General features: G+C 66.0%; 14 protein-coding genes. 3 read left to right on the top strand and 11 right to left on the bottom strand.

Going from position 1 to position 24,538, the window contains the following annotated elements:
- Nucleotides 1-3: 3 nt before the first annotated feature.
- The 6 genes from ON00_RS08550 to ON00_RS08525 form a co-directional block, all read right to left on the bottom strand.
- Nucleotides 4-2,490, bottom strand: coding sequence for a glycoside hydrolase family 31 protein (locus ON00_RS08550; RefSeq protein ID WP_010404961.1), 2,487 nt, complete (start codon nucleotides 2,488-2,490; stop codon nucleotides 4-6).
- Between the two features lie 10 nt (nucleotides 2,491-2,500).
- Nucleotides 2,501-4,021, bottom strand: coding sequence for a tryptophan halogenase family protein (locus tag ON00_RS08545; RefSeq protein ID WP_010404960.1), 1,521 nt, complete (start codon nucleotides 4,019-4,021; stop codon nucleotides 2,501-2,503).
- A complete protein-coding gene (locus ON00_RS08540; RefSeq protein WP_010404958.1) occupies nucleotides 4,018-5,643 on the bottom strand; it encodes an alpha-glucosidase family protein in 1,626 nt (541 codons plus the stop codon). The genes ON00_RS08545 and ON00_RS08540 overlap by 4 nt, the downstream gene beginning before the upstream one ends.
- A 5-nt stretch (nucleotides 5,644-5,648) precedes the next feature.
- The gene (locus ON00_RS08535) at nucleotides 5,649-7,448 is read right to left on the bottom strand and encodes an alpha-amylase family glycosyl hydrolase (protein WP_010404956.1); all 1,800 of its coding nucleotides are present in this window, start codon (nucleotides 7,446-7,448) and stop codon (nucleotides 5,649-5,651) included.
- Entirely contained in the window at nucleotides 7,445-8,974 is a 1,530-nt protein-coding gene (locus tag ON00_RS08530; RefSeq protein WP_010404954.1) for a tryptophan halogenase family protein, read from the bottom strand. The genes ON00_RS08535 and ON00_RS08530 overlap by 4 nt, the downstream gene beginning before the upstream one ends.
- A gap of 83 nt (nucleotides 8,975-9,057) precedes the next feature.
- The gene (locus ON00_RS08525) at nucleotides 9,058-11,994 is read right to left on the bottom strand and encodes a TonB-dependent receptor (protein ID WP_010404953.1); all 2,937 of its coding nucleotides are present in this window, start codon (nucleotides 11,992-11,994) and stop codon (nucleotides 9,058-9,060) included.
- A 199-nt stretch (nucleotides 11,995-12,193) separates the two neighbouring features.
- Here ON00_RS08525 and ON00_RS08520 point away from each other — a divergent pair, with 199 nt between their 5' ends.
- Nucleotides 12,194-13,216 (top strand): LacI family DNA-binding transcriptional regulator, encoded by a 1,023-nt coding sequence (locus ON00_RS08520; RefSeq protein WP_010404952.1) that lies wholly within the window; start codon nucleotides 12,194-12,196, stop codon nucleotides 13,214-13,216.
- 3 nt (nucleotides 13,217-13,219) lie between these two features.
- Here ON00_RS08520 and ON00_RS08515 read toward each other — a convergent pair whose 3' ends face one another.
- Entirely contained in the window at nucleotides 13,220-13,894 is a 675-nt protein-coding gene (locus ON00_RS08515; RefSeq protein ID WP_010404950.1) for a DUF6445 family protein, read from the bottom strand.
- A 143-nt stretch (nucleotides 13,895-14,037) separates the two neighbouring features.
- Here ON00_RS08515 and ON00_RS08510 point away from each other — a divergent pair, with 143 nt between their 5' ends.
- Nucleotides 14,038-15,537, top strand: a complete 1,500-nt coding sequence (locus ON00_RS08510; protein WP_010404947.1) for an MFS transporter — start codon at nucleotides 14,038-14,040, stop codon at nucleotides 15,535-15,537.
- 11 nt (nucleotides 15,538-15,548) lie between these two features.
- On the opposite strand, the gene ON00_RS08505 is transcribed toward ON00_RS08510, so the two are convergent.
- The 4 genes from ON00_RS08505 to ON00_RS08490 form a co-directional block, all read right to left on the bottom strand.
- Entirely contained in the window at nucleotides 15,549-17,810 is a 2,262-nt protein-coding gene (locus ON00_RS08505) for a glycoside hydrolase family 3 C-terminal domain-containing protein (protein ID WP_010404944.1), read from the bottom strand.
- Nucleotides 17,811-17,912: 102 nt separating this feature from the next.
- On the bottom strand, nucleotides 17,913-20,951 hold the full coding sequence (locus tag ON00_RS08500; protein ID WP_029622555.1) for an efflux RND transporter permease subunit: 3,039 nt from the start codon (nucleotides 20,949-20,951) through the stop codon (nucleotides 17,913-17,915).
- The gene (locus ON00_RS08495) at nucleotides 20,951-21,976 is read right to left on the bottom strand and encodes an efflux RND transporter periplasmic adaptor subunit (RefSeq protein WP_010404938.1); all 1,026 of its coding nucleotides are present in this window, start codon (nucleotides 21,974-21,976) and stop codon (nucleotides 20,951-20,953) included. The genes ON00_RS08500 and ON00_RS08495 overlap by 1 nt, the downstream gene beginning before the upstream one ends.
- A complete protein-coding gene (locus ON00_RS08490; protein WP_040601975.1) occupies nucleotides 21,973-23,328 on the bottom strand; it encodes a TolC family protein in 1,356 nt (451 codons plus the stop codon). Before ON00_RS08490 ends, ON00_RS08495 begins: the two co-directional genes overlap by 4 nt.
- Nucleotides 23,329-23,532: 204 nt before the next feature.
- Here ON00_RS08490 and ON00_RS08485 point away from each other — a divergent pair, with 204 nt between their 5' ends.
- A complete protein-coding gene (locus ON00_RS08485; protein WP_010404934.1) occupies nucleotides 23,533-24,537 on the top strand; it encodes a YncE family protein in 1,005 nt (334 codons plus the stop codon).
- Nucleotide 24,538: the final 1 nt, after the last annotated feature.

Below are 24,538 nucleotides of genomic sequence, written 5' to 3'. Positions count from 1 at the left end.
CCTTCAGTTCTTCTCGATCGTGACTCGCGCCGCCTTGCCCGGTGCCGCGATGGTGAAGCGCAGCGTCTGTGCCGACACGTCGCTTTCCGCACCGAGCGACGCTCCGTTTTGCGTCACGCGGCCCGGGCCTTGCCAGCCGTGCAGCGTCACCGCAATCTGCTTCCACCACGGCGCAAGCGACCCTTCTTTGCCATCAAACGTAACGGTGACGCCCGCCGCAGTAGCGGCGCAGCGCACGGTCTGACGGAAGAACGCGCCGCGTTGATAGCCAAGCGTGGTGCCATCGTCCTCATACAGCGTACCGCTGCACTCCCCGCCGGGATAAATGTCGAGCATCAGCGGCCCTGACGGCGTTTGCGCGGTGCTCTGGACGAGCGGCTGGCGCGGCAGGATCGTTCCGGCGCGGACGAACACGGGCAAGCGATCAAGCCGTGGCGTTTCGAGCACGCGCTCGCTTTTGGCGTGTTCGGTCGGCACGGCTTGGGTTGCCGACTGGATCGGACCGGTGGTGGCCGCTTCGGGCGTTCCCGCGCGCAGGCCGGTCCAATAGTCGTACCAGCCCCCGGCGGGGAGGCAGACATCGTAGGTTTGCGGCGATTCCGGGCTGGGCGGCGGCGCGATCAGCAGCGCCTTGCCGAGCGTGAAGGCCATCGACTGGTTGCAGCCCATGCTCGCGGCGCTTGGGTAATCGTAGAAGACCGGGCGCACGATCGGGTCGCCGAAGCGGCTGTTCTGGTCCGCCAGCGCATAGAAATACGGCATCAGGCGATAGCGCTCCTCGACGAAGCGGCGGCGGATCGCGAGGTGATCGGGGCCATCGACCCACGGCTCGACACGCGGCGTGCCGGTCGCGCTATGGTCGCGGAAGACCGGGGTGAAGGCACCGATCTCGAACCAGCGGGTGAGCAAATCGGGGCTCGGGCCGCCCGCAAAGCCGCTGACGTCGGCGGCGCTATAGGCAAAGCCCGACAGGCCAAGATTGATGATCTGCTGCACTGACAGTTTCAGGTGATCCCAGGTCGCGCTGTTGTCGCCGGTCCAGGTGACGGCATAGCGCTGCCCCCCGGCATAGCTGGCGCGCGTCATCACGAAGGGGCGCTCATTGGGGCGTAGCTTCAGCAGTCCGTCATAGGTCGCGCGCGTATTCTGCATGCCATAGACATTGTGGATCTCGCGGTGGTCGCCGGTGCGGGGCGCGAAATCGTCACTGGCGATGCGGTGGACGGTGTCGAGCGGCATCGTCTTGGTCGGCGTGTTGAAGATCGCCGGTTCGTTCATGTCATTCCAGAAACCGGCAATGCCGTCCTCAAGGAAGCCCTTGTACAATGTGCCCCACCACGTCCGCGACTTGGTTTGCGTGAAGTCGGGGAAGACCGACGCGCCGGGCCACACCGGCGCGACATAATCAGTGCCATCGGGGTTTTTGACGAATTCGTCGCCGCGTTTGCCGCTCGTATACGGCGCATAGCCAGTCTCGACCTTGGCGATATGCAGATCGGTGATCGCGACCAGCTTGATCCCTTGCGCCTTCATGTCGGCGGTCAGTTTGGGCAGATCGGGGAAGGTTGTGGGGTTGGTGGTGAAGGGCCGGTTGCGGTCCTGATAGTCAATGTCCATCCAGATCACGTCGGTCGGCACGCGATCCGCGCGCAAATGGCGCGCGATCTCGCGGATCTCGTCGGCGGACATGTAGCTGTAGCGCGACTGCTGATAGCCAAGCGCCCATTTCGGGGCGAGCGGGGCATGACCGGTGAGATCGGCATAGCGCCGCGTGACCTCGGCCAGGCTGGGACCGGCGACGAAATAATAATCGATCGGCCCATCGGGGCCACCAAAGGTCAGCGTATCGGCATCGCGGTGGCCGAAATCGAACCAGGTGCGGTAGGTATTGTCGAGCAGGATGCCGTAACTGCCGCCCGGCGCGCCGGTCGAGAGGAAGAACGGAATCGATTTGTAGATCGGGTCGTCGGCGCTGGTGAAACCGAACGCGTCGGTGTTCCAGTCGACAAATTCCTTGCCGCGCCGGTCGAGGCCGCCGGTCTTGTCGCCAAGGCCGTAGAAATGCTCGGTGATCGGCAGGCTTTTGCGCAGCGTAAAGCTCTTGCCGTCGATCGCGACGGGTGCGGCATCGGCGGATATGACCTTGCCGTCGAGCGTTTCGAAGGTGATTGCGCCGCCCGCACCGATGCGGACGCGCAGGCTGGCGGTGGTGAAGCCGTCTGCGGTCGCCGTTACCGTGGCGCGCGCCTTGCGCTGCTCGGGCAGCACCGCCCAACTGGCGTCTTCGGGATAGGCACCGTCGCGCGCGATGCGGACGCGCACCACGCCGTCGGCGAGCGCAATCAGGCGCATTTTGAGCGCACCCGCCGTCACCTCGACCCCATCGCGCTGCGCGGTCAGCACGGCGGCTTGCGGGGTGGCGGTCGCGGCGGTCGCGCTGAGCGGCAGTGCGGCAGTGGTCAGCAAGGCTGCAAGGATCAGGCGTTTCATCGCGTCTCTCTCAATTTGGTTGACCGGGGAGGTGAGTCAGGTGCGGGCGGAAGTTCAGCGCGCAGCGATCGAGGAAATCGTCGATCTTGAGCATGTCGATCCGCTCGATGTCGGGCCCGGCGGGGACCAGCCGGGCGTCGTCGGGAAACGTGCCGTAACCGGCCATCAGGCAGTGCCAGCTGATCGCGCTGTAATAGCGGCCAATTCCCATTTGCTCGATCAGCGCCGCCATGTCGGCCCCGGTGAACCATGCCGACATCAGCGATTTGAGCGGATCCGACAGCTGCGACAGCGCGCGCGCCTCGGCCCAATAGCCGGTCGGGTCGGTGGCGCGTTGGTTGAGCCGGTAATGCGCAACGATATAATCGCGCACGCCGTCATAGCGCGCGGCGATCGTGTCGTTGAACGGCGCGCTGGCGGCGGGGGTGAAGCCGTTTGCATCGACCGCGTCCAGAAACGCCTCGACCGTCGCCATCACGATGTGCAGCGCCGTTGCCTCAAGCGGTTCGATAAAGCCCTGGGCCAGGCCAATCGCCAGTGCATTGTGCGACCAGCTTTTGGCGACCCGGCCGACGCGCATCGTCAGATGGCGCGCGGTGCCGACGTCGCCCACCCCAAGATGCGCGCGCAATTCCGCTTCGGCCTGGTCGGGCGAAAGATGGCGGCTGGAATAGACATAGCCATTGCCGGTGCGCGTGGTCAGCGGGATGTCCCACACCCATCCGGCGCTGAGCGCGGTGGCGCGCGTCTGGCTGGGCAAGGGTGGCGCTTCGTCGCGCGGCGTGGGCAGGACGACCGCGCGATCGTTGAACAGCGTGTCGGCATAGGATTGAAACGGTACACCGAGCGTCTTTTCGAACAAGATGCTGCGAAAGCCGCTGGCATCGAGGAAGACGTCGCCCGGGATCCGCTCGCCATCGTCGCACAGCAGCGCCGCGATATCGCCGCTCGCATCGCGCTCGACATCGGCGATGGTGCGCTGGAGCCGAACCACGCCCAGCTTGGTCGTCGCATGGTGCCCAAGAAACGCGCCAACCTTGTGGGCGTCGAAATGATAGCCGTAGCTCACTTCGAACGGGAAATTGGCGTCGGGTTGCGGCGCGCAGGCCGCCGCCGCGAGCCGGGCGGGGAGCAGGAACCGATCGGGATGTGCCACCACATCGCGCCCGGTCCGCCGCGCGCGCGTATTGTAGAAGAAATGCGGCGCGGTGTGGCTGTCGAGCGCGGTCGGGAAGGGGTGGTAATAGGCGGTATAACCTGCCCGGTCGGACCAGCCGTGAAAGCCAATGCCGAGCTTATAGGTGGCGTCGCAGGCCGGCATCCATTCGGCCTCGGCAATGCCGAGCCGGTCGAAGAAGTACTTCAATTGCGGGGTCGAGCCTTCGCCGACGCCGACGATGCCGATCTCGGGGCTTTCGACCAGCGTCACCTGCGCGTGCGGCCACCGCTGCGCGATCAGACAGGCGGCCATCCACCCGGCGGTGCCGCCGCCGAGGATGACGATCGCCTTGCCTGCCGCCGCCTGCGTCACGCTCGCAGCACCAGCCCCGAATAGGGCGGGAGCGCAGCGGCGCTCGCGGCGTTCGCACTGAGCAGCACCGCGCCCGTTTGGGCAAGGTCGGATGGCCAACCGCGCGTCGTGTCGCCGAGGTTGAACACGCACAGCAAGCGTTCGCCCGCATCGCGGCGCTCGAAGGCGAGCACCGCATCATCGCTGTGCAGGATGCGGATGTCGCCCTGGCGTAGCGCCGGATGGGCATTGCGCACCGCGAGCACCTGCCGGGTCCAGTGCAGCAACGAGTCCGGATCGGCGTGCTGCTGGTCGGCGGCGAGCGCGCTATGGTCGCCCCCGAACGGCAGCCACGGCGTCTCGCTGCCAAAGCCGAGATCGGGCGCGGTGCCAATCCACGGCATTGGCGTGCGCGCGCCGTCACGCGACAGCGTCATCGGCCAATTGGCGATCGCCTCGGGATCGAGCAGCGCGTCGAACGGAATGTCGACCTGAGTCAGCCCCAATTCCTCGCCCTGATACAGGAAGATGTTGCCACGCAGGCACGCCAGCAACAGCATCTTCATCCGCCCAAAGGCAGGCGCGTGCTCGGGCGTCGTCCAGCGCGACAAGGCGCGCGGGGCATCGTGATTTTCGAAGGCCCAACTCGGCCAGCCGATGCCTGGCGCATCGGGCCAGCGCGCCACCGCGTCGGCGACGAGCGCGGGGGTGAGACGCTCGGCATAGAGGAAGTCGAAGCCATACGCGCTGTCGAGCCGCGTGCCGCCTTTGGTGAACAGCTTCATTTCACGGTCGCTGTCTTCGCCGCCAACCTCGGCCACGGTGAACCCTGCGCCATATTCGTCGAGCAAGGCGCGGATCCGCTCGAGGAAGGGCGGGATATCGGCATGGCCCTGATTGTGCAGCTTGAGCTGGAAATCGAACGGCCGCGTGCGTGCGCGGTTGGTGGCGGGCGCGGGCGGGTTATCGGTCAGCGCGGGGTCGTGCATCGCGAAATTGATCGCATCGAGGCGGAAGCCGTCCACTCCGCGATCGAGCCAGAAGCGCGCGGTATCGAGCAAGGCCTGCTGCACCGCCGGATTGTGCCCGTTGAGCTGCGGCTGCTCCTTCAGGAAATTGTGCATGTAATATTGCTGGCGGCGCGCGTCCCAGGTCCAGGCGGGGCCGCCGAACACCGATTGCCAGTTGGACGGCGGGCTGCCGTCGGGCTTGGCATCGGCCCAGACATACCAGTCGGCCTTGTCGCCCGACCGGCTCGCGCGGCTTTGCTGAAACCACGGATGCTCGTTCGAGGTGTGCGAATAGACCTGGTCGATGATCACGCGCAGCCCCAGCGCATGCGCGCGCGCGATCAGCGCGTCGAAATCGGCCAGCGTGCCGAAGATCGGGTCGACATCGCGGTAATCGGCGACGTCATAGCCGAAATCCTTCATCGGCGAGGTGAAGAAGGGCGACAGCCACACCGCATCGACGCCGAGTGCCGCGACATGATCGAGATGCGCGGTGATGCCGTTCAAATCGCCAATGCCGTCGCCGTTCGAATCGGCGAAGCTGCGCGGATAGATTTGATAGATCGCGGCCCCCTTCCACCACGGCGTCGTGGGCGCGGGATCGGGTTTCGGCTGGGCGGTCGATGGGGTCATGAGGCTCATTCGCTGGGGAGGGCGGCGCAGATGGCATAGCCGAGCGGAGGCAGGGTGATCGAGATGCTACCGGGCCCGGTGGCACGCGCGGGGCAGGCCCCCGCAAGCGTGGTGAAGCCGGCCGAGCGCACACCGATTTCGACATTGGCGCTGACCGGCTGGTTCGACGTGTTGAGCGCGACCAGGATTTCATGCCCGTCATCGGCACCGCGCGTGAAGGCGAGCAGGCCGGGCTTGTCCGATGCGGCGCGCACCACCGTGCGGCCGTGGCGCAACTGGACATGGTCGCGACGGATCTGCGCGAGTTTGGCGATCGTCTGGAAAATCGGGTTTTCGGTCCCGAAATGCGCGGTTGCAGTGGTGGTCGTCGTGCCGATCAGGCGGTTGTCGTTGTAACTGGCAACTTGGCTGCCAAACAGGTCCTCGCGCGCATCCTGGTCGCCGCCATGGCCGGTAAAGCCTTGTTCGTCGCCCGAATAGATCGTCGGCACGCCGCGCGCCGACAGCAGCAGGACATGCGCGAGCGTGAGGCGCTGCAGCCGCTCGACCTCGGTCGCATTGGGCCAGGCGAGATCGAGCATATGCCCGATCCGCCCCATGTCGTGATTGCCAAGGAAGGTCGGCAGGCGCTGCGCAGTGGCGTCGCCGCCTTCGTAGAGGATGTCGCCGTCGATCAGCTTGGCGAAAAGGTCGGTGCCAGCCTTGCCCGACAGCATCGCGCGCGCTGCCGCCTGAAAGGAGAAATCAAGGATTTCGGGAAAGCCGTCGCGGCGGGTATATTGCGCGGTATAACCGGGATCGACGGTCTCCGAATAGACTTCGCCGAAGATCGGGAAATTGGGGATGCCGCGTGCCGCCGCGCGCGCTTGCATCGCCGGGACGAACGCCTGCCAGAATTCGGGATTGACGTGCCGCGCGGTGTCGACGCGGAAGCCATCAATGCCGAAGCGATCGATCCAGCTTCCGTAGATGGCGATGAATCCGGCGACGACGCGCGGGTCCTCGGTCATCACATCGTCGAGCCCGCCGAAATCCCCATAACGCGCGGATTCGCCCGCAAAGGTCGAGTCGCCGCGATTGTGATAATAATGCGGGTCGTTCAGCCAGGCCGGGACTTTGACGGCCTTCTCTGCGGCGGGGACGAAGGGCGTATAGGCATAAGCCGGGTCGGTCAGCCGCGCGAAATTCTCGGGCGTTTGCACGGCATCGCCGGCAAAACCCGGATTGATCGGCAGGCCGTTCACCCCGCCGCGCCGCTGATACGGGTAATCGGCCTTGCTGCGATACGCGCAGGGTTTGCCGACGCATTCGCGATACTGGATCACGTCAGCCGTGTGGTTGGCGATGATGTCCATATAGACCTTGATCCCGCGCGTGTGCGCCGCAGCAACGAACGCGGAAAAGTCGGCATCGGTGCCGAAATGCGGGTCGACTGTAGTAAAGTCGGTGATCCAATAGCCGTGATAACCCGCACTTTCCTGCCCCGGCGCACCCTGGACCGGTTTGTTCTTGAAGATCGGCCCGACCCAGATCGCGGTAACGCCAAGCGCCTCGATATAATCGAGCCGCCGCGTCAGCCCCTTCAGATCGCCACCGTGATAGAAGCCCTTGGCGGTCGGATCATAGCCGGTGGCCAGCCGGTCGCCGGTCAGCCCGCCCCTGTCGTTGGTGGGGTCGGCATTGTCGAAGCGATCGGGCAGCACGAAATAGATGATCTCGTCTTCAGGCGCACGCGTACGCACCTGCTCGATCGGCACCGTCGCCGGACCAGCCAGCGCGAGGAGCAGCGCGGCGGCGATGCTCATGCCGTCACCGGCTGCGGCGCGGCGCAGTGGCGCGCGATGAAATCGGCATGGCTCGGCATCTGGGCGACCTCGCGCGCATTGAGTTTGGCGATCGTGTCCATGAATTCGGCGAGGTCGCTCGCCGGGATCGCATCGGCGAGCGGGTGATGGCCGGTCGGCAGCACGCCTTGCCCAGCGAACACCTGCAACCAGCCGACCTCGGTGAACAGTTCCTCATGCTCGCGCGTGATGTGGCCGTTGCCGCGCCACAGGTCGATCTTGGCGGTCAGCGTTTCGGGTAACTCCATGTCGCGGCACCTCTGCCAGAACGGCTCGCTGCGCGCGTTGGCGGCGTAGTGCAGGATGATGAAGTCGCGAATGCGCTCATATTCGAAGTCGCTTTGGCGATTGAATTCGACGCGGTCGGCCTCGGCGATGGTGCGGCCGGGCAGGAGTTTCATCAGTCGCGCAATCGCCGACTGGATCAAATGGATGCTGGTCGATTCGAGCGGTTCGAGGAAGCCACCGGCGAGGCCGATCGCAACGACATTGCGGTTCCACAGCTTGCGGCGCTTGCCGGTGCGGAAGTGGATCGGGCGCGGGTCGGCGAGCGCCTCGCCGTCGAGCCCCGCGAGCAGCGTCGCGGTCGCTTCGTCGTCGCTCAGATGCGCCGAGGCATAGACGATGCCGTTGCCGGTGCGATGCTGCAGCGGGATCCGCCACTGCCAACCGGCCGCCTTGGCGGTGGAGCGGGTATAGGGGGTAAAGGCAGCACTGCGCGCCGACGGCACCGCCAGCGCGCGGTCGGCGGGAAGCCAGTGCGTCCAGTCGTCATAGCCGGTGTGGAGCGTCTGTTCGATCAGCAGGCCTCGGAAACCGGTGCAATCGATGTACAGGTCCGCGCTGACGGTCGTGCCGTCTTCGAGCACCAGCCCCGATACGTCGCCCGTATCACCTTGCGTCACGCGGACGATCTTGCCCTCGATGCGGGTGATGCCGCGCGTCTCGCTATAGCGGCGCAAGTGGCGCGCATAGAGGCCCGCGTCGAAGTGAAAGGCATAGGGCATGTCCGGCAGTACGCGCGCGGTGCGCGCCGCCCCGCGCTGCATCCGCTCGGCCAGCGCCGCCTGGTTGTTGAGCGAATAGGCCGCGAGATCGCCCGCCAGCCCAAGCGCCCGTGCGCGCAGCCAGTAATGATGGAACGGCAGCAGCCCGACATCGCGGCCGATGTCGCCAAAGGCGTGCATGTAGCGCTGGCCGGGGGCACCCCAGTCGACAAATTCGATGCCGAGTTTATACGTCCCCTGCGTCGCGCGCAGGAACGCGTCTTCGTCCAGTCCGAGCGCATCGTTGAACAGCCGGATTTGCGGGATCGTCGCCTCGCCCACGCCGACCGTGCCGATCTCTTCGGATTCGATCAGGTCGATTTCGAAGCCGACCTCCAGAAAGCGCGCGAACGTGGCCGCCGTCATCCAACCAGCGGTGCCGCCGCCGGCAATGACGATCCGGATCGGTCTGGAGCCATTCGGCTCCGCAGGATTGGCCATGGTCCGCGTCCCCGCTTACTCAATTTCAGGTACCGGAAGGGCGAGCGATGGGTACCCCCACCGCTCGCCGATGGCATCGTCGTTCAGAACTTGTACGTGACGCCCAGATAATAGTCCCGTCCGTAGCGCTGGTAATCGATCACCTGGCGCGGGTCGTCATTCTGATAGGTCACGAACGGCCGGTCGGTGAGGTTCTTCGCCTGGGCGAGGATCGCGAAGCCCTTGAGGAAGCCTTCCTGGAATTCATAGCCGATCTGCGCGTCGAGGATGCCTTCCGATCGCGCGGTGCGATAGGTCGGGTTGGCCGACAGGCCGGCCACCTCGGCCAGGAACGACGAGCGGTAGCGATAGTTCACGCGCGCCTGGAAGCCGTTCTTCTCGTAATAGACCGTCCCGCTGCCGGTCCATTTGGACAGGCCGGGCAAGGTGATCGGCTGGGTTGGGTTGCTTGCGAACTTGATCTCGGATTCGGTGTAATTGCCCGAGACGAACACCCCGAAACCATCCAGCGCCTTGGTCAGCGACTTGAACGGCACCGACACCGTCGCCTCGAGCCCCAGCACCGTGCCGCGACCAGTGTTGGCGGGGGCGCTGACATTGCCGATGGTCAACTTGTTGGCGGTGACGATCGCTTGCTGGGCCGGCGTCAACGCGCCGAGCAGCGAGGAGAAGTCATAGGCATAGCTGTTGTTGGGATCGACGAAGTCGGTGAGGTGCTTGAAATAGCCCGACAGCGCGACATAGCCGCCGCCGTGGAAATATTTTTCCAGCGACACGTCGATATTGGTCGACTGATAGGGCTTCAGCGCGACGTTGCCGCCGGACGAGGTGAACACCGGATTGAGCCCGGCATTGGTATTGTTGGTCTGGATGTTGGCGACGTTGATGGCGACATCCTGCGTGACGCGCTCCTGATCGAGGCGCGGGCGCACCATCGTCTGCGAGGCACCCAGCTTGACATAGCCGAGCGGGATCAGCTCGACCGCCATCGTCGCCGAGGGCAGCACGTTGGTGTAGCTGATCTTCTGCGATGCCGGCGCGATCGTCACCACGCCGTTGACGACGCTGGCAATCTGCCCGTCGGAGCGCTGCTCGCTATGCACGACTTGCGTGCCGATCGAGCCCTTGAGCGCCTTGCCCCCCACATCGCCGTCAATGGTGATCTTGGCATAGCCGGTATAGACGTTTTCGGTCACGACATTGTCGCGCACCAGCGACGACGGGCGGTTGTCGTAGAAGGTGTTGAAGCTGTTATTGTAGAGATAGAGCGGGTTGAGCGCGAGCACCGCCGGCACGCCGAGATAGTCGAGCGGGATCTTGCCGAGGATCGCCTGGGTCGGGATCGGGGCCGAGGTCGGCGTGCCGCTGGCCACGGTGCAATTCGTGCCCGCACCCTTAGGGCAGAGGAAGTAGGACTGGTAGGCGCTGGTTTTCTCGCGGCGGCTATAATTGGCACCCGCCTCCCAGCTTTTGATGATGCTGTTATCGAACTCGCCGTTGAGGCTGGCGCGCAGCGACTTCAGGTCGTCCTTGAAGCTTGGGCGGTTGAGGAAGCCGGACTGCACCACGGCCTGCGTGCCGTTATAGCCCCAGCCTTGCGGATCGGTCAGCTTGAACACGCTGGTGTCGGTATAATCGAGCGTCGGCACGATCTTGTAGATGCCGTTCGCCTGCTGCGTCACCTTGACGGTGTCGTTGGGGCCAGAGCCGCCATAACCCACGCCGGTATAGGTCTCGAGCAGGAAGTCGGTGCGCGTGGCATGGCTCCAGCTCGCATCGACATTGAGGTGGATTTTCTCGGTCAGCTTCAGGTCGTTGTTCCAGCCGAACGAGAAATTCTCCGCCTTGCGCTGGTTATAGTCGTTGCGCTGGATCGCATGCACGCCAGAGAAGGTCGTGGTGGTTGCGAAACCATCGTTCACCGTCACGCCGCTTTGCGTGGGGCTGGAAAAGCCGAGCGGGAATTCGATGCCGCGCAGATGCTGCGTTTCCTCGAAATGCGAATAGAGCGCGTCAAAGGTCGAATGGAACACATCCGACGGCCGCCATTCGATCGTCGCCACGCCGCCATAGCGCTTGAGCTCGTTCGACTGGACATAGGGCTTGGCACCGCCGAGTACGAACGGGCTGGCCGCCGTGCCGCTGCCGGCATAGCCCCAGGCGTTGTAACGCTCGTCCTGCGACGGGGTCAGCGTGGCGGAGGCACCCAGCGCGATGCCGAGCGTGTCGCCCGCGAATTTGTCGACATAGGTCGCCGAGGCGCGATAGCCGTAGCGCGTGCCGTCGGGGTTGAGCTTGTTGATCCCGTTCATTTCCCCGCGCGCGCTGACCGCGATGACGCGCTTGCCCTGATCGAGCGGGCGCAACATGCGCAGGTCGACCGTTCCCGAAATGCCGGCGGCGACGAGCGAGGCGTCGGCGGATTTGTAGACGTTGACGGTCTTGAAGAATTCCGAGGGATATTGATCATATTCGACGCCGCGATTGTCGCCGACGGTGACCTGTTCGCGGCCGTTGAGCAACGTGGTCGAGAAATCGGGGCCGAGCCCGCGGATCGACAGGCGCTGGTCGCGGCCTTCAAGCCGCTGCGCGGTCACGCCGGGCAAGCGTGCGAGCGAGTCCGCGATCGATACGTCGGGCAGCTTGCCGACGTCTTCGGCGGAGACCGAGTCGACGATCAACACCGACTGGCGCTTGATCCTCGCCGACGATTCAAGGCCAGCGCGGATGCCGGTGACGACGATGGAGTCATCGACCGCAGCGGGTGCATCGGCAGGCGTGGGCACCGCCGGGGTGGCGGGTTGCGGGGTCGGATCGGCCTGGCTGGTGGTCGCCTCGACCTGCGCCTTGGCGGTCGGGTTGGCGTTGGGCGTGGTGGCCTGCGCGAAGGCGACGCCCGGCATCACCAATGCAGCGGCGAGCGCGGTCGTGCTGGCGCATTCGGCGAGCCGCGCGGACAAAGACAGGTGGCGCGTCGGCGCAACCGCGCGATCGGCGCGGCCCGGCATGAATTTGGTCATTTGGTTTCCCCTCAAGCGGGACGAACCCGCACATCCTCACGAAATTCAGTTTCCTCGACGTCGTCATCCGCGTCGATTGGCTAGGAGCAGGCTATATTTCGGACGGGGTCATTGCAAAAGTGGCGGGCATACGTATTCACAGGGGCGGCGGGTCGGGGGTTCTGCTGTATTATTTAAACAATACACTGGTATAACTGGGATGGCCAAGCGGCCGACTTCGTTCGATATCGCACAACTTGCCGGGGTCTCGCAGCCGACGGTGTCGCGTGCGTTGCGCGGGGTGAAATCGGTCAACGCGCAAACGCGCGCGCGGATCGAAGCGATTGCCCACAGCTTGCATTATGCGGTCGACAAACACGCATCGAGCTTGCGCAGCCAGGCGTCGAACACGCTTGCGTTGCTGTTCTTCGAAGAGACGGCGGACGAGGACGCGACGATCAATCCGTTCTTTCTGTCGATGCTCGGCTCGATCACCCGGGCCAGCGCGAGAGCGGGGTACGACTTGCTGATCTCGTTCCAGCAGCTTTCGGGCGACTGGCATGTCGACTATCAGGACAGCCACAAGGCCGACGGCATCATCCTGCTCGGCTATGGCGATTACGAGGCGTATCGCGCGCGGCTCGACCATCTGGCGGAACAGGGCACGCATGTCGTGCGCTGGGGCGCGGTCGGGACGGGGCCTGCGGGCATCACCGTCGGTTCGGACAATCGCGGCGGCGGTGCGCAAGCGACGGCGCATCTGATCGCGCAGGGGCGGCGACGGATTGCGTTCCTCGGTTCGGCCGACAGCCGCTATCCCGAGCTTGAGGAACGGCATCGCGGCTATGGGGATGCGCTTGCGCAAGCGGGGCTGGTCGCCGATCCTGCGCTGCGCGTCGATGCTATCACCAGCGAGGAGGCTGGTGTCGAGGCGGTTGCCACGCTCAAGGCGCGCGGTGCGGTCTATGACGCGATTTTCGCGGCGAGCGATAGCATCGCGATCGGCGCGATGCGGGCGCTGGCGGCGGAGGGACGGAGCATCCCGGGCGATGTCGCGGTGGTCGGGTTCGACGATATTCCCTCGGCCTCGCTGACCACGCCACCGCTGTCGACGGTGGCGCAAGACACGCGGCAGGCGGGGGCATTGCTCGTCAGCACCTTGCTCGGTCAGCTGCGCGGTGCGGCGATCACACCGCCGCCGCTGCCGACCCGGTTGATCGCGCGCGCCAGCAGCGGCGCGTGAGCCTCAATCGTCGAACAGGAACAGGTTGAGCGTCAGCCGCCCGACCAGCGGGTCGGGGGTAAGCACCACTTCTGGCGGCAGCCACGCACAATGCAGCGTGTTGCCAGCATAGACGAGCGCGCGGTTGAACGCCCCGGGCTGCACCGCGATTTGCTCGAACAGCGGGGTGTCCCCGGCGATATAGGACGGCGCGGGCAGCCCATGCGCGCGCACGCCGGCGTCGAGTTCGGCGGAATAGCGTTCGAGCCGCATAGCATCGACGCTTTCAAAACCAGTCGCGCGTTGACGGTAGAAGGCGGTGCCGCCCTGCGCCGTGTGGCCCAGGAACAGCAGCAGCGCGATCCGGCGCGGCTCGACCCCATCGAAATGCGGCAAACGCTGGATCGGTGCGAGCGCGCCCGGCGACGTGGTGACGAGCGAATAATAAGCCTCCGACACCGCCGGTGCGCGCTCGAGCCCGAAATGGGTGGCGAGCAGGGGTGCCACCTTCGCCCGCATCGCCTCGGCCAGTCGCGGCGGCACAGGCGCGCGCAGGCCCGGATAATGCGGCCCGATCGGGGTCAGCCGCAGCGCGGCGGCATCTTCGCGGAGCAATTCGGGGTCATTCCAGAACGAGTCGAGCACGAGCAGCGGGCGCTGCTCCTGGCCTTGGCGGTGGAGGGTTACGGTCATCGACATCGCACCGTCATGCCCGGCGCGGGACGATCCTCGCAAGCGGCGTGGTGGTTTGCGTATTCGTATGCACCCTTGTGCGCTACCGGGCTTGTCGGCAGTCAGGCGCGACAGACTGCGGCCGACCGAGCGGAACCGCAGCAGGGGAGGTGGGCTTGAACGAGAAACCGGTGCAGCGCTTCGGCGGGTTGTGGAATATCAGCTTCGGCTTCTTCGGTATCCAGATCGGCTTTGCGCTGCAAAACGCGAATATGAGCCGGATTTTCCAGACGCTTGGCGGATCGCTGGATGATCTGTCCTATCTGTGGATCGCGGCCCCGCTCACCGGGCTGCTGGTGCAGCCGATCATCGGCCATTATAGCGACCGCACCTGGACACGGTTCGGGCGGCGACGCCCCTATTTCTTTGCGGGCGCGGTGCTGGCGGCGCTGGCCTTGTTCGTCATGCCCGACGCCCGGATCCTGTGGTTCGCGGCGTTGACGCTGTGGGTGCTCGATGCGTCGATCAACGTGTCGATGGAGCCGTTTCGCGCCTTTGTCGGCGATATGCTGCGCAAGGACCAGCATACGGCGGGCTATGCGCTGCAGACGGCCTTCATTGGTGCGGGCGCGGTGGTCGGTTCGCTCTTCCCGTTCGTACTGACGCATCTTGGCGTGTCGGGCGATGCGCTGGGCGGGATTCCGGCGACGGTCCGCTACAGTTTCTGGTTCGGCGGTGCAGCGTTGCTGCTGGCGGTGCTGTGGACCGTCGGCACGACGCGCGAATATAGCCCGGCCGAGATGAAGGCCTTTGGCGAGCCGATGCTCGGCGGGCCCGCGACTCAACCCGTCCACGCGCTTGCGGCACGCGGGCTCGGCGCGAGCCTTTGCTGGATCGCAGCGGGCGCGGGCGTCGTGGTCACGGTGCCCACGCTTGGTCTGCAGAAGGAGGTCTATCTGCTGGGGGCGTTGCTGATCGCTTATGGCCTCGCCAGCATCGCGGCGATCCTGCTCGCGCGCGGCGGCAAGGCCGATAATCCGCTCAGCCTGATCATCGGCGATTTTTCAGGCATGCCGACGGTGATGAAGCGGCTGGCGCTGGTGCAGTTCTTCAGTTGGTCGGCGCTGTTCATCATGTGGATCTACACCACCCCCGTCGTCGCCCAATATGCCTTCGGCTCGAGCGACCCGACCAGCGCCGCGTACAATGCCGGTGGCGATTGGGTCGGGGTGCTGTTCGCGGTGTATAATGGCGTCGCGACGATCGTGGCGTTGCTGGTGTTGCCACGGCTGGCAGCGCGGATCGGCAAAGTGCGCACGCATGGTATCGGGTTGCTTTGCGGCGCGCTTGGGTATGCGAGCTTCCTCGTCCTCCGCGACCCCAATTTGCTGGTTTTGAGCGAAATCGGGGTCGGGATCGCCTGGGCTTCAATCCTTGCCATGCCCTATGCGATCCTCGCCTCCAGCCTGCCGCAGGCCAAGCTCGGCATCTATATGGGCCTGTTCAACGTGTTCATCGTCGTGCCGCAACTGCTTGTGGCGACGGTGATGGGGTCGGTGCTCAAGGCGTTCTTTCCGACCGAGCCGATCTGGACGATGGCCTTTGCGGCGGCGGTGATGGCGCTCGCCGCACTTGCGATGCTGCGCGTGCCCGAAACCGGCAACGCCTGACGCGCCCCGCTTTAGCGGGCGCGCCAGGTGGCGGGCAGGGTGCGTTCAGGCAGCGTCACCGTGACCGTCTGCCGGATGTCGCGGGCCGAGTCCGCCAGCATGACCGTGTAGGCACCCCCGGCAATGTGCCAGCGATGGTGGGCTTCATCCCAGGTCGCGAGCAAACGCGGATCGACCGTCAGCGTCACCGCCTTGCGCGCGCCGGGTGCCAGCGCGACCTTGGTGAAACCGGCAAGACGCTTCGGGGCTTCCCAGCCGCCCGCGACTGGGGCGACATAGAGCTGCGGAACGCTTGCCCCTGCCCGCGCACCGGTGTTGCGCACAGAGAAGGTCGCGGTGAGCACGCCGCCCGGCGCTGCTGCCTGCAAGCCTTCGCTGACGAAGCGCGTGTAGGACAGGCCGTGGCCGAAAGGGAATAAGGGTGCGATGCCCTTGGCGTCGAACCACTTATACCCGACCGTCGCGCCCTCTTTATACACCACGTCGCCGCTATGCGGTTTGGCGGGATCGGGCAGTTGATCGACGCTGCGGGCGAAGGTCACCGGCAGGCGGCCCGAGGGATTGGCCTTGCCGAACAGCAGGTTGGCGACGGCCTTGCCGCCCGCCGTGCCCGGATACCAGGCCTCGAGCACCGCCCCGACCTGATCGATCCACGGCATTGCCACTGGCCCGCCGGTTTCGAGCACCACCACGGTGCTGGGGTTGGCCGCGCCGACCGCGCCGATCAGCGCGTCCTGATTGCCGTCGAGCGCCATCGCCACGTCGAACGATTCGCCCGCCCATTGCGTGGCGAACACGATCACCACATCGCTGTCCCGGGCAAGCGCCGCCGCCGCCGCCGGATCGCTGCCATCGGCGTAGCGGACCGTCGCCCCCGGGGCCTGGCGCTGGATCTCGTCGAGTGGCGAGGACGGGTAATACATGATCGGCCCGGGCCAAATCGTCGGTTGCAAGCCCGGCACGGCATTGCCGCCGACCGGATAGACCAGCGACGATCCGCCCCCGGCGAGCACGCCCTTGTCGGCATGGCCGCCGATCACCGCGATCCGCTTCGCGCTGGCGGCAAGTGGCAGCAACCCATGCTCATTTTTCAGCAACACGGCCCCGGCTTCGGCTCCGGCACGCGTCACGGCGGCGTGGGCGACATAGTCGATCGGCTGCTCGCTCACCGGGCGCTCGAACACGCCTTGCGCGAACAGCGCGCGCAGGATGCGGCGCGCCATCAGGTCGAGCCGGGCCGCGGGAACCGTGCCCTGCTCGATTGCTTGGCGCAGTGGCCCTCCGAAATAGGGTTCTTTGTCGAACGGGAACCCCGAATCCTGGTCTAGCCCGGCCTTGGCGGCGGCGACGGTGCTGTGCGTCGCGCCCCAGTCGCTCATCACATAGCCCTTGAACCCCCAATCGCTGCGCAGCACGTCGGTCAGCAGCCAGCTATTCTCGCAGGCGTAAACGCTGTCGACGCGGTTGTAGGAGCACATGATCGAACCCGGATCCGCACGTTCGATCGCCAATTGGAACGCCAGCAGATCGGACACGCGCGCCGCGCTGTGATCGAGCACCGAATTTCCGGCGTTACGATCGGTCTCCTGGTCGTTGATCGCGTAATGCTTGATCGTCGAGACGATATGGTTCGACTGAATGCCGATCACCTGTTCGCCGACCATCGTACCAGCCAGCAGCGGATCTTCCCCGCCATATTCGAAATTGCGGCCGTTGCGCGGCTCGCGCAGCAAATCGACCCCGCCTGCGAGCATGACGTTGAAACCCGAGCGCCGCGCTTCATCGCCGATCATGGTGCCCCCCGCGCGCGCAATCGCGACATCCCAGCTTGCGGCGGTGGCGAGGTTGGAGGGCAAAGCAGTGCGCTCGCGCTTGACCGCGGCACCGCCCTGAGTGGCAACGCCGACCCCGGCGTCGGTCTGATGCTGCGCCGGGATGCCGAGCCGTGCGATCGCCGGCACATACCCCGCCGAGCCGCTATGTGCGGCGGCGGGTGCGCGGTATTGCAGTCGTGGAAAGTCGGTGCCGAAATAGCCGAAGACGAGGGTCTGCTTTTCGTCGCGCGTCATCGCGGCGAGCAGCGCCTTGGCGCGCGCATCGGGGGACAGGCGGATATCGTTCCAGGCACCGCGCAGCGCGGGCTTCGTCCATTCGGGCAGCACGGGCATACCGGCGTCGGGCGCGGTCTGAGACGGCGGAGGCGGCGCTGCGACCTGGGCGGAGGCCGCAGCAGCGACCAGCAGCAACGGCATAGCCGCAACACGAAATGTCATGACGAAATTCCTCTCTCGGCGGAGGTCGTACCGCGCTCCCGCAGAAACGCCAAGATGCCGCGATTGCGGTACCATTCGCAAAAAAGAGGGTGTGCGGAGCAATCAGGTGGCGCGCCGCTCCGTCGTCAGCCGCAACAGCACTGGCATGGCGAGCAGCACCAGCGGATATTGCAGCAACAGCCCGGCGATGATCGCGATGGCGAGCGGTTGCTGGATGCCGGATCCCTGACCGATCGAGAGCGCGAGCGGCAGCAGCGTGAAGATCGCCGCCAGCGTGGTCATGGTGATCGGGCGCAGGCGATTGCGGCTGGCCGCGCGCGCAGCCTCTGCAGGGGGCATGTGCCGCGCGAGATCTTCGAATTCGGACACGTAGAAGATCGCCATTTCGGTGCCGATGCCGATGATCATCGTCATCCCCATCAGCGCGGTGATGTTGAGATCGACCCCCGACGCCCATAAGGCGGTGAACACCGCAGTGGTCGATAGCAGCGAGCAGCCGATGATGATGACCGGCAGCCAGAAGCGCCGATAGAGGATGAGCAGGAGCGCGAATTCCGCGATCAGCGCAGCCCCGAACACCTTGAGCAGCCCGGCAAAGGCGATCTGCTGTTGCTGATACAGCCCGCCCAGTTCGTAGCGGATGCCGGGGGCGAGCGTCCCCGGCCGGTCGAGCGCGGCGGTGACATCGGCGACGGCGGCCCCGATCCCGCGCCCCTGAATGCGCCCGGTCACCGCGATCATCGGCTCCAGATTTTCACGGCCGATCTGTGGCTGGCCGGTCACCGCCTGGATTGAGGCCACGCGCGACAAGGGGAATACGTGCCCATCGGTCGCGCGGATCGGGAGTTGGGCGAGGCCGGTCTCGCTCATGGTCAGCGCCTCGGGCAGGCGCACGCGCACGTCGACCGCCTTGCTCGCCTGGGCGAGCGTGGTCGCCACGCTGCCCGTCAACGCGGCATTGAGCTGGGTTTCGACATCGGCGGGGGTGACGCCTTCCAGCCCCGCGCGCACCGGATCGACCCGCACCGTGAGCGCATCGCCGGCCAGTTGCACGCCGTCTTTCACTTCGACCACGCCATCGATCTTGCCGATCAGCGCGGCGACCTTTCGCGCTTCGCCCGGCAGCACTGCCGGATCAGCGGCATACAGCTTCACCTCGATCGGTTGCGGCACGGCGGTGAGATCGCCGATCAAATCCTCGATCAATTGCGCCACTTCGATCTGCACGCCGGGCACCTTGGCGGTCACTTGCCGCGCGACCTCGGCGGCAACCTCTTCGGTCGGGGCGTGAGTGGGCTTCAGCCGGACGAAATAGTCGCCATGATAGCTTTGCCCCAAATCGCCGCCGAGCCCGGTGCCAAGGCGGCGCGAGAAGGTGAGGACATAGGGATTGGCGCGCAGCATCGCATCGATCTGGCCGACTTGCCGCTCGGTCTCGTCGAGCGAAGTGCCGGGCGGGGTATAATAGTCCATCACGAACCCGCCTTCATCGACCTTGGGCATGAAGCCGCTCGGCACATTGCTGTAGCTGACATAGCCAAGCAGCAGCAGCGGCACCGCGATGACCGCGAGCAACCAGGGCCGCGCATTCAGCCGGTCGAGCGTGCGGCTGTGCAGCCGTGCGATGCGGTCGTCCTTGCCCGCGCCGGGATCGTGCCAGGAATCGAAATCGACCAGCCAGCGCACCAGCACCGGCACGACAAACGCGGTCATCGCCCAGGAAATGGCCAGCGCCGCTGCCATCGTCAGCGACAGCGCCTTGGAAAAGGCACCCGTCACCCCGGTCAGGAACGACAAGGGCACGAACACGATCAGCGTGGCGAGGCTGGAGCCGGTTAGCGGTGCCAGAAACTCGCGCGCCGCCGGGATGACGGCGGCATCGCCGCGCGGCGTGCCATCCGCGCCGGTGGCACCAGCGCGGCGCGCAATATGTTCGACCATCACGATGACATCGTCGATCAGCAGGCCGACTGCGGCGGCGATGCCACCCAGCGTCATGATGTTGAAGCTCATGCCGAGCACGCTCAGCACCAGCACGGTGGCCGCCAGTGTCGCGGGCACCACGATCGCCGCGATCAGCGTGACGCGCCAGCTCCGCAGGAACGCCAGCAACACCAAGGCCGCGAGCACCAAACCGATCAGCACTGCATCGCGCACGCTCGCCACCGCTTCGGTTACCAGTGCGCTTTGATCGTACCAGCAGATCAGCTTGACGCCGCTCGGGAGCGCCAGCCCGGCCAGTTTCTGCTGCACCGCCTGGGCGATCTGGACGGCATTGCCGTCGGGCTGTTCATAGATGTTGAACAGTACGGCGGGTTTGCCATCCTCCACGATGCGCTGCCACACCGGAACCGCGCCTTCCTGCACCGTCGCCACATCGCGGACGCGCAGCACGCCTTGCGGATCGGCGCTGATGACGATCGCGCCGATTTGCGCCGCGCTCGCCACGCTGCGATCGGCGATCACCAGCGACAGCCGCCCGCGATCCTGCACTTGCCCGACCGCGCTCAGCACATTGCCGTTCTTGATCGCCGCGCTGAGGTCCGCCATCGACAGATTGTGGTCGGCCAGTCGGTGCGGATCGGCGAGCACTTGCACCTCGGCGGTGCCGCCGCCCTGTACGCCGACGCGCGCCAGCCCAGGGATCGCGGAGAGCAACGGTGTCACCTGATATTTGGCGATTTCCTGCAACGCCACCGGATCGACCGTTTCGGACACCAAAGCATAAGAGAGGATCGGGAACACCGTCGGGTCCATCCGGCGCACGGTATATTGCGTGCCCGGCGGCAGCGTTGGCAGCGTCCGCGCCAAAGCGGAATCGACCAGCAAGGTGCTGGCGGTCATGTCGCGGCCCCAGCCGAAATCGATCGAGATTTGCGCGGTGCCGCGACTGGTGCCCGAGCGCACGTCGCGCACGCCGGGAATGGCGCGGATCGCCTCCTCGACCGGGCGGGTGACGGTGAGTGCGGTCTGGTCGGCGGGGCGGCTGCCGGAATCGAGATCGACCACCACGCGCGGGAACGACACTTGCGGGAACAGCCCGACCGGCAAGGCGAGCGCAGCGACGATTCCCGCCAGCGCGACCGCGAGCGCGATCAGAACGAAGGCGCGCGATTGCTCGCGCAGCAAACGTTCGAGCATCAATGCGCCCACCGCACGGTATCGCCATCACCGACCTGATACGCCCCATCGACGATCAGGCGGCGCTTCGGATCGATCGCGCCGGTGACCACATCGCCCGCATCGGAGGCGAGCAGGATGGTGACCGGCACCGCCTTGGCTTTGGTGCCGGTGACTTGAAAGACATGCGGCGCACCGCCCGCCGTCACCACCGCGCGGTGCGGCACGATCCAGCCGGAAACCTGCCCGGTCGCAATCGCGACCTGGATGCCTTCGCCGGGCAGCAAGGCCCCTGCGGGAAAGGCGATGTCGACATCGACCATGCGGGTTTTGGCGTTGAGCGCCTGGCTGACGCGCAGCACATGGCCCGAAAGTGCGGTACCGCCCGACAGCCGGAGCAAGGACGCCGATTGGCCGATCGCGACCTTGTCACGCTCCGCCGGATCGACCCCGGCGGTGACGACGATGCCACCTGCCCGCGCAACGGTGAGCAATGTGGCCCCGGCTTGCGTACGGTCGCCTTGCGCCGCGCTCACAGTGGTTACGATGCCGTCGAATGGCGCGGTCAGCGTGTGGACGGCGCGGCCAGCACCCTCGGCTTGCAGCGCGGCGAGCGCGGTGCGCGCATCGGCCACCGCTTTGTCCGCTTGGACGAGCTGATCCTGCGTTGCCAGTTGCTGCGCAAGCAGTTGCGCGGTGGTCGCACGCTGCTTGCGCGCCGAATCCAGCGCCTCGACCGCCTGGAGATAGCCGCTGCGGCTGGCGGGGGCAGGGACGAACACCGCCAGCGCTTGCCCGCGCCGCACCGTCGCGCCCGGCGTAACGAGCAGCCTGGTCAGTTGCCCCGGTTGCGCTTCGCTGAAGGTCTGCGCGCCGTTGAGCGCGGGCGCGACCGATCCATAAGCCGTGACCGTCTGCGGCAGCGCGCCTTGCTTTGCCGCGACGGTGGAAACCAGCACGCTTTGCGGTTCGGCCTTGGTCTCGTCGGATGCCGCTCCACAGCCGGCGAGCGCGAACGCGGCGGTCAATGCGATCAGCGCTTTCATGGCGCGGTCGTCCCGGTCTCGACCGTCGGCAGGCCATCGCCAACCAGCGTTTGCAGCGCGATCTGCCGGTCGAGCAGCGCCAGCTCCAGCGTCATAATGTCCTGTTCCTTGGCAAAGCGGTTCGAGACGAGATCGACATAGCCGCGCTCGTCGAGATTGGAGGCGCCGAACGCCGCTTGCGCGCGCTCGGCGGCGAGGCGCGCGGCGGGAAGGTCGCGGCGCGCCTCGGCGAGCTGGGCGCTGAGTTGCTCCATCTCGCGCAGCATCGCGCCGACCGTTCCGATCGCCGATGCCAGTCGCGCGGCATAATCGGCATGGAGTTGCGCGCGCGTTGCCTGCGTGATCGCGACATTGCCCTGGTTGCGATCGAACACGGGCAGGCTGAGCGTCGCGGTCGGGCCGCCATTGATGACGCTGGAATTGTCGCTGCTGACGCTGCCGCCGAGCACCAGATCGGGAAATTGCGACTGGATCGCCTGGCGCACTTGCTCGTCCGCCGCCGCATAGCCCATGCGCAGCGCGATCAGATCCGGGCGGCGTTCGGGCAGCGTGGCGAGCCCGGTGCGGATCGCAGCCGGGTCGAACGGCGGCAAATCGACCTGCGTCGCCAGCGGCACGACGACATCGGGGGCAAGGCCGAGCAAAGCATTGAGCTGATGCGCCAAAGCGAGCTGTTTCTGGTCGAGCGCATTGAGCGCGCTGCGCGCCGCCTGCAGCGCGACGCGATCGGGGGCGACGGTCACCAACGTTACGTTTCGCGCCGCCAGCGCCTGTTCGAGCTTCGCATTGCGCGCGGCCAGCAACTGATAAGCGGCGAGATAGCTCGCGCGGCTGGTGCGCCCGACGATCAGGTCGCTCGCGATCTGGCGCGCCTGGCCCGCGACTTGCCATTCCTGCCACACGACATCGGCGGCGACTTGCCGCTCGCTGTCCCGCGCGGCGCGGCGGCGGGTGCGATAGGTGAGCAGCGTCTTGAGATCCTGGCCGAGGCCCACATTCCAGGCCGGCACCGTGCCCACACCCGACAGCAATGGCAGAAATGCCCCGGTGAGGGACGGGTTGGGCAAGGTTCCAGCCTGTTTTGTTTGCCCGGCGGCAATGGCGCGCTTCAGTCGGGCGGCCTTGAGCTCGGGATTGTTGGCCAGCGCCAGATCGACAATGTCGGTGACGGACAATGGGCCGGTCGGCGGCGCGGGACTTGGGCGATCCAACGCCGCGAGCGTCGGTGCGAGCGGCGGGTTGGTCGCCAGCGGTAGCGCCGCATAATGCGCGCAGCCGCTCAGGAATCCCGCGAGCAGGATCGCCGTAAAGCGAGCAGCGAGTCGCCGCGCAGGCCGTGTTTCGCCGTTCATGAAATTCCGAGCATAGCGTTGGAAAGCGATGGTCGCGCTATGGATGCAGATGGCCGGGATTGGACATTGATTCTTCACAATCTGACCCAATACCGCGCGGATCATCGCCGTTTTGCTACAAAAACGCCGCATTAGGAAACGCTAACGTGACGCGCGCGGGTGATGCCGTCAGAAGGGCCGCCTCGCTTTATCGTGGAGACCGCCATGCGTCCTCAATCGCTTCTTGCCGCGTTCGTTGCCCTTGCTTTGCCCTTGGCGGGAGGGGCCGCCGCCGCGCCGCGCTATACCGTCGCCGCTGCGATTGCGGGGCCGGACGGGCCGTGGGATTATGCGCGGACCGACGATGACGGCACGCACCTTTATGTCGCACGCGGCGCGAGCGTTACGGTGGTCGATCTGGCAACGGGCAAGGTTTCGTCGATCGGAAACGTTCAGCGCGGCCATGCGGCGGTGCCGCTGCCGGGCGGCGCGCTGCTGGTGACCAGCGGGACCGATGGCACCGTGCGCGTGCTCGACCCAGCCACGGGCACCGAGAGTGCCACGATCACCGTCGGCAAGAAGCCCGACGCGGCGATCCTCGATCCCACGAAGACGCATGCCTATGTGATGAACGCGACCAGCGGCACCGTGTCGGTGATCGACCTTGCCACGGCCAAGCTGACCCAAACCATCACCGTCAAACCCGCGCTCGAATATGCAGCGTTCGCGGCGGACGGGACGCTGTTCATCAACAATGAAGAAGCCAATGAGATCGAGACGGTCGATGTCGCGCGCGGGGTGGCGGGTTCAGCGATTGCGCTGCCCGGCTGCGACGCGCCGACCGGCCTTGCTTATGACAGGCCCCACAACCGCCTCATCGCGGCGTGCGCCAATGGCAAAGCGGCGGTCGTCGATGTCGCGACGCGCACGTTGACGAGCTTGATCGCGATCGGCGCGGGGCCAGATGCGGTCATCCTGGATGAAGTGCGGCAGTTGGCGTTCATCCCCTGCGGTAAGGATGGCGTGCTCGATATTCTTTCGCTGTCGGGCGCAGCGGTTGCGCATGTCGGCACGGTCAAGACCGAAGTGGGGGCCCGCACCGGCGCGCTCGATCCCAAAACCGGCACGCTCTATTTGCCAAGCGCGAAGTTCGTACCCGCCCCGGCCGGCGGTGGGCGACCGGCGATGCTGCCGGGCACGTTCCACATTCTGGTCGTGCGCCCGGCCTGAT

This window comes from Sphingomonas echinoides ATCC 14820 (assembly GCF_000241465.1).
GTDB lineage: Bacteria > Pseudomonadota > Alphaproteobacteria > Sphingomonadales > Sphingomonadaceae > Sphingomonas > Sphingomonas echinoides.
This window is presented reverse-complemented; position numbering and strand designations above follow the sequence as displayed.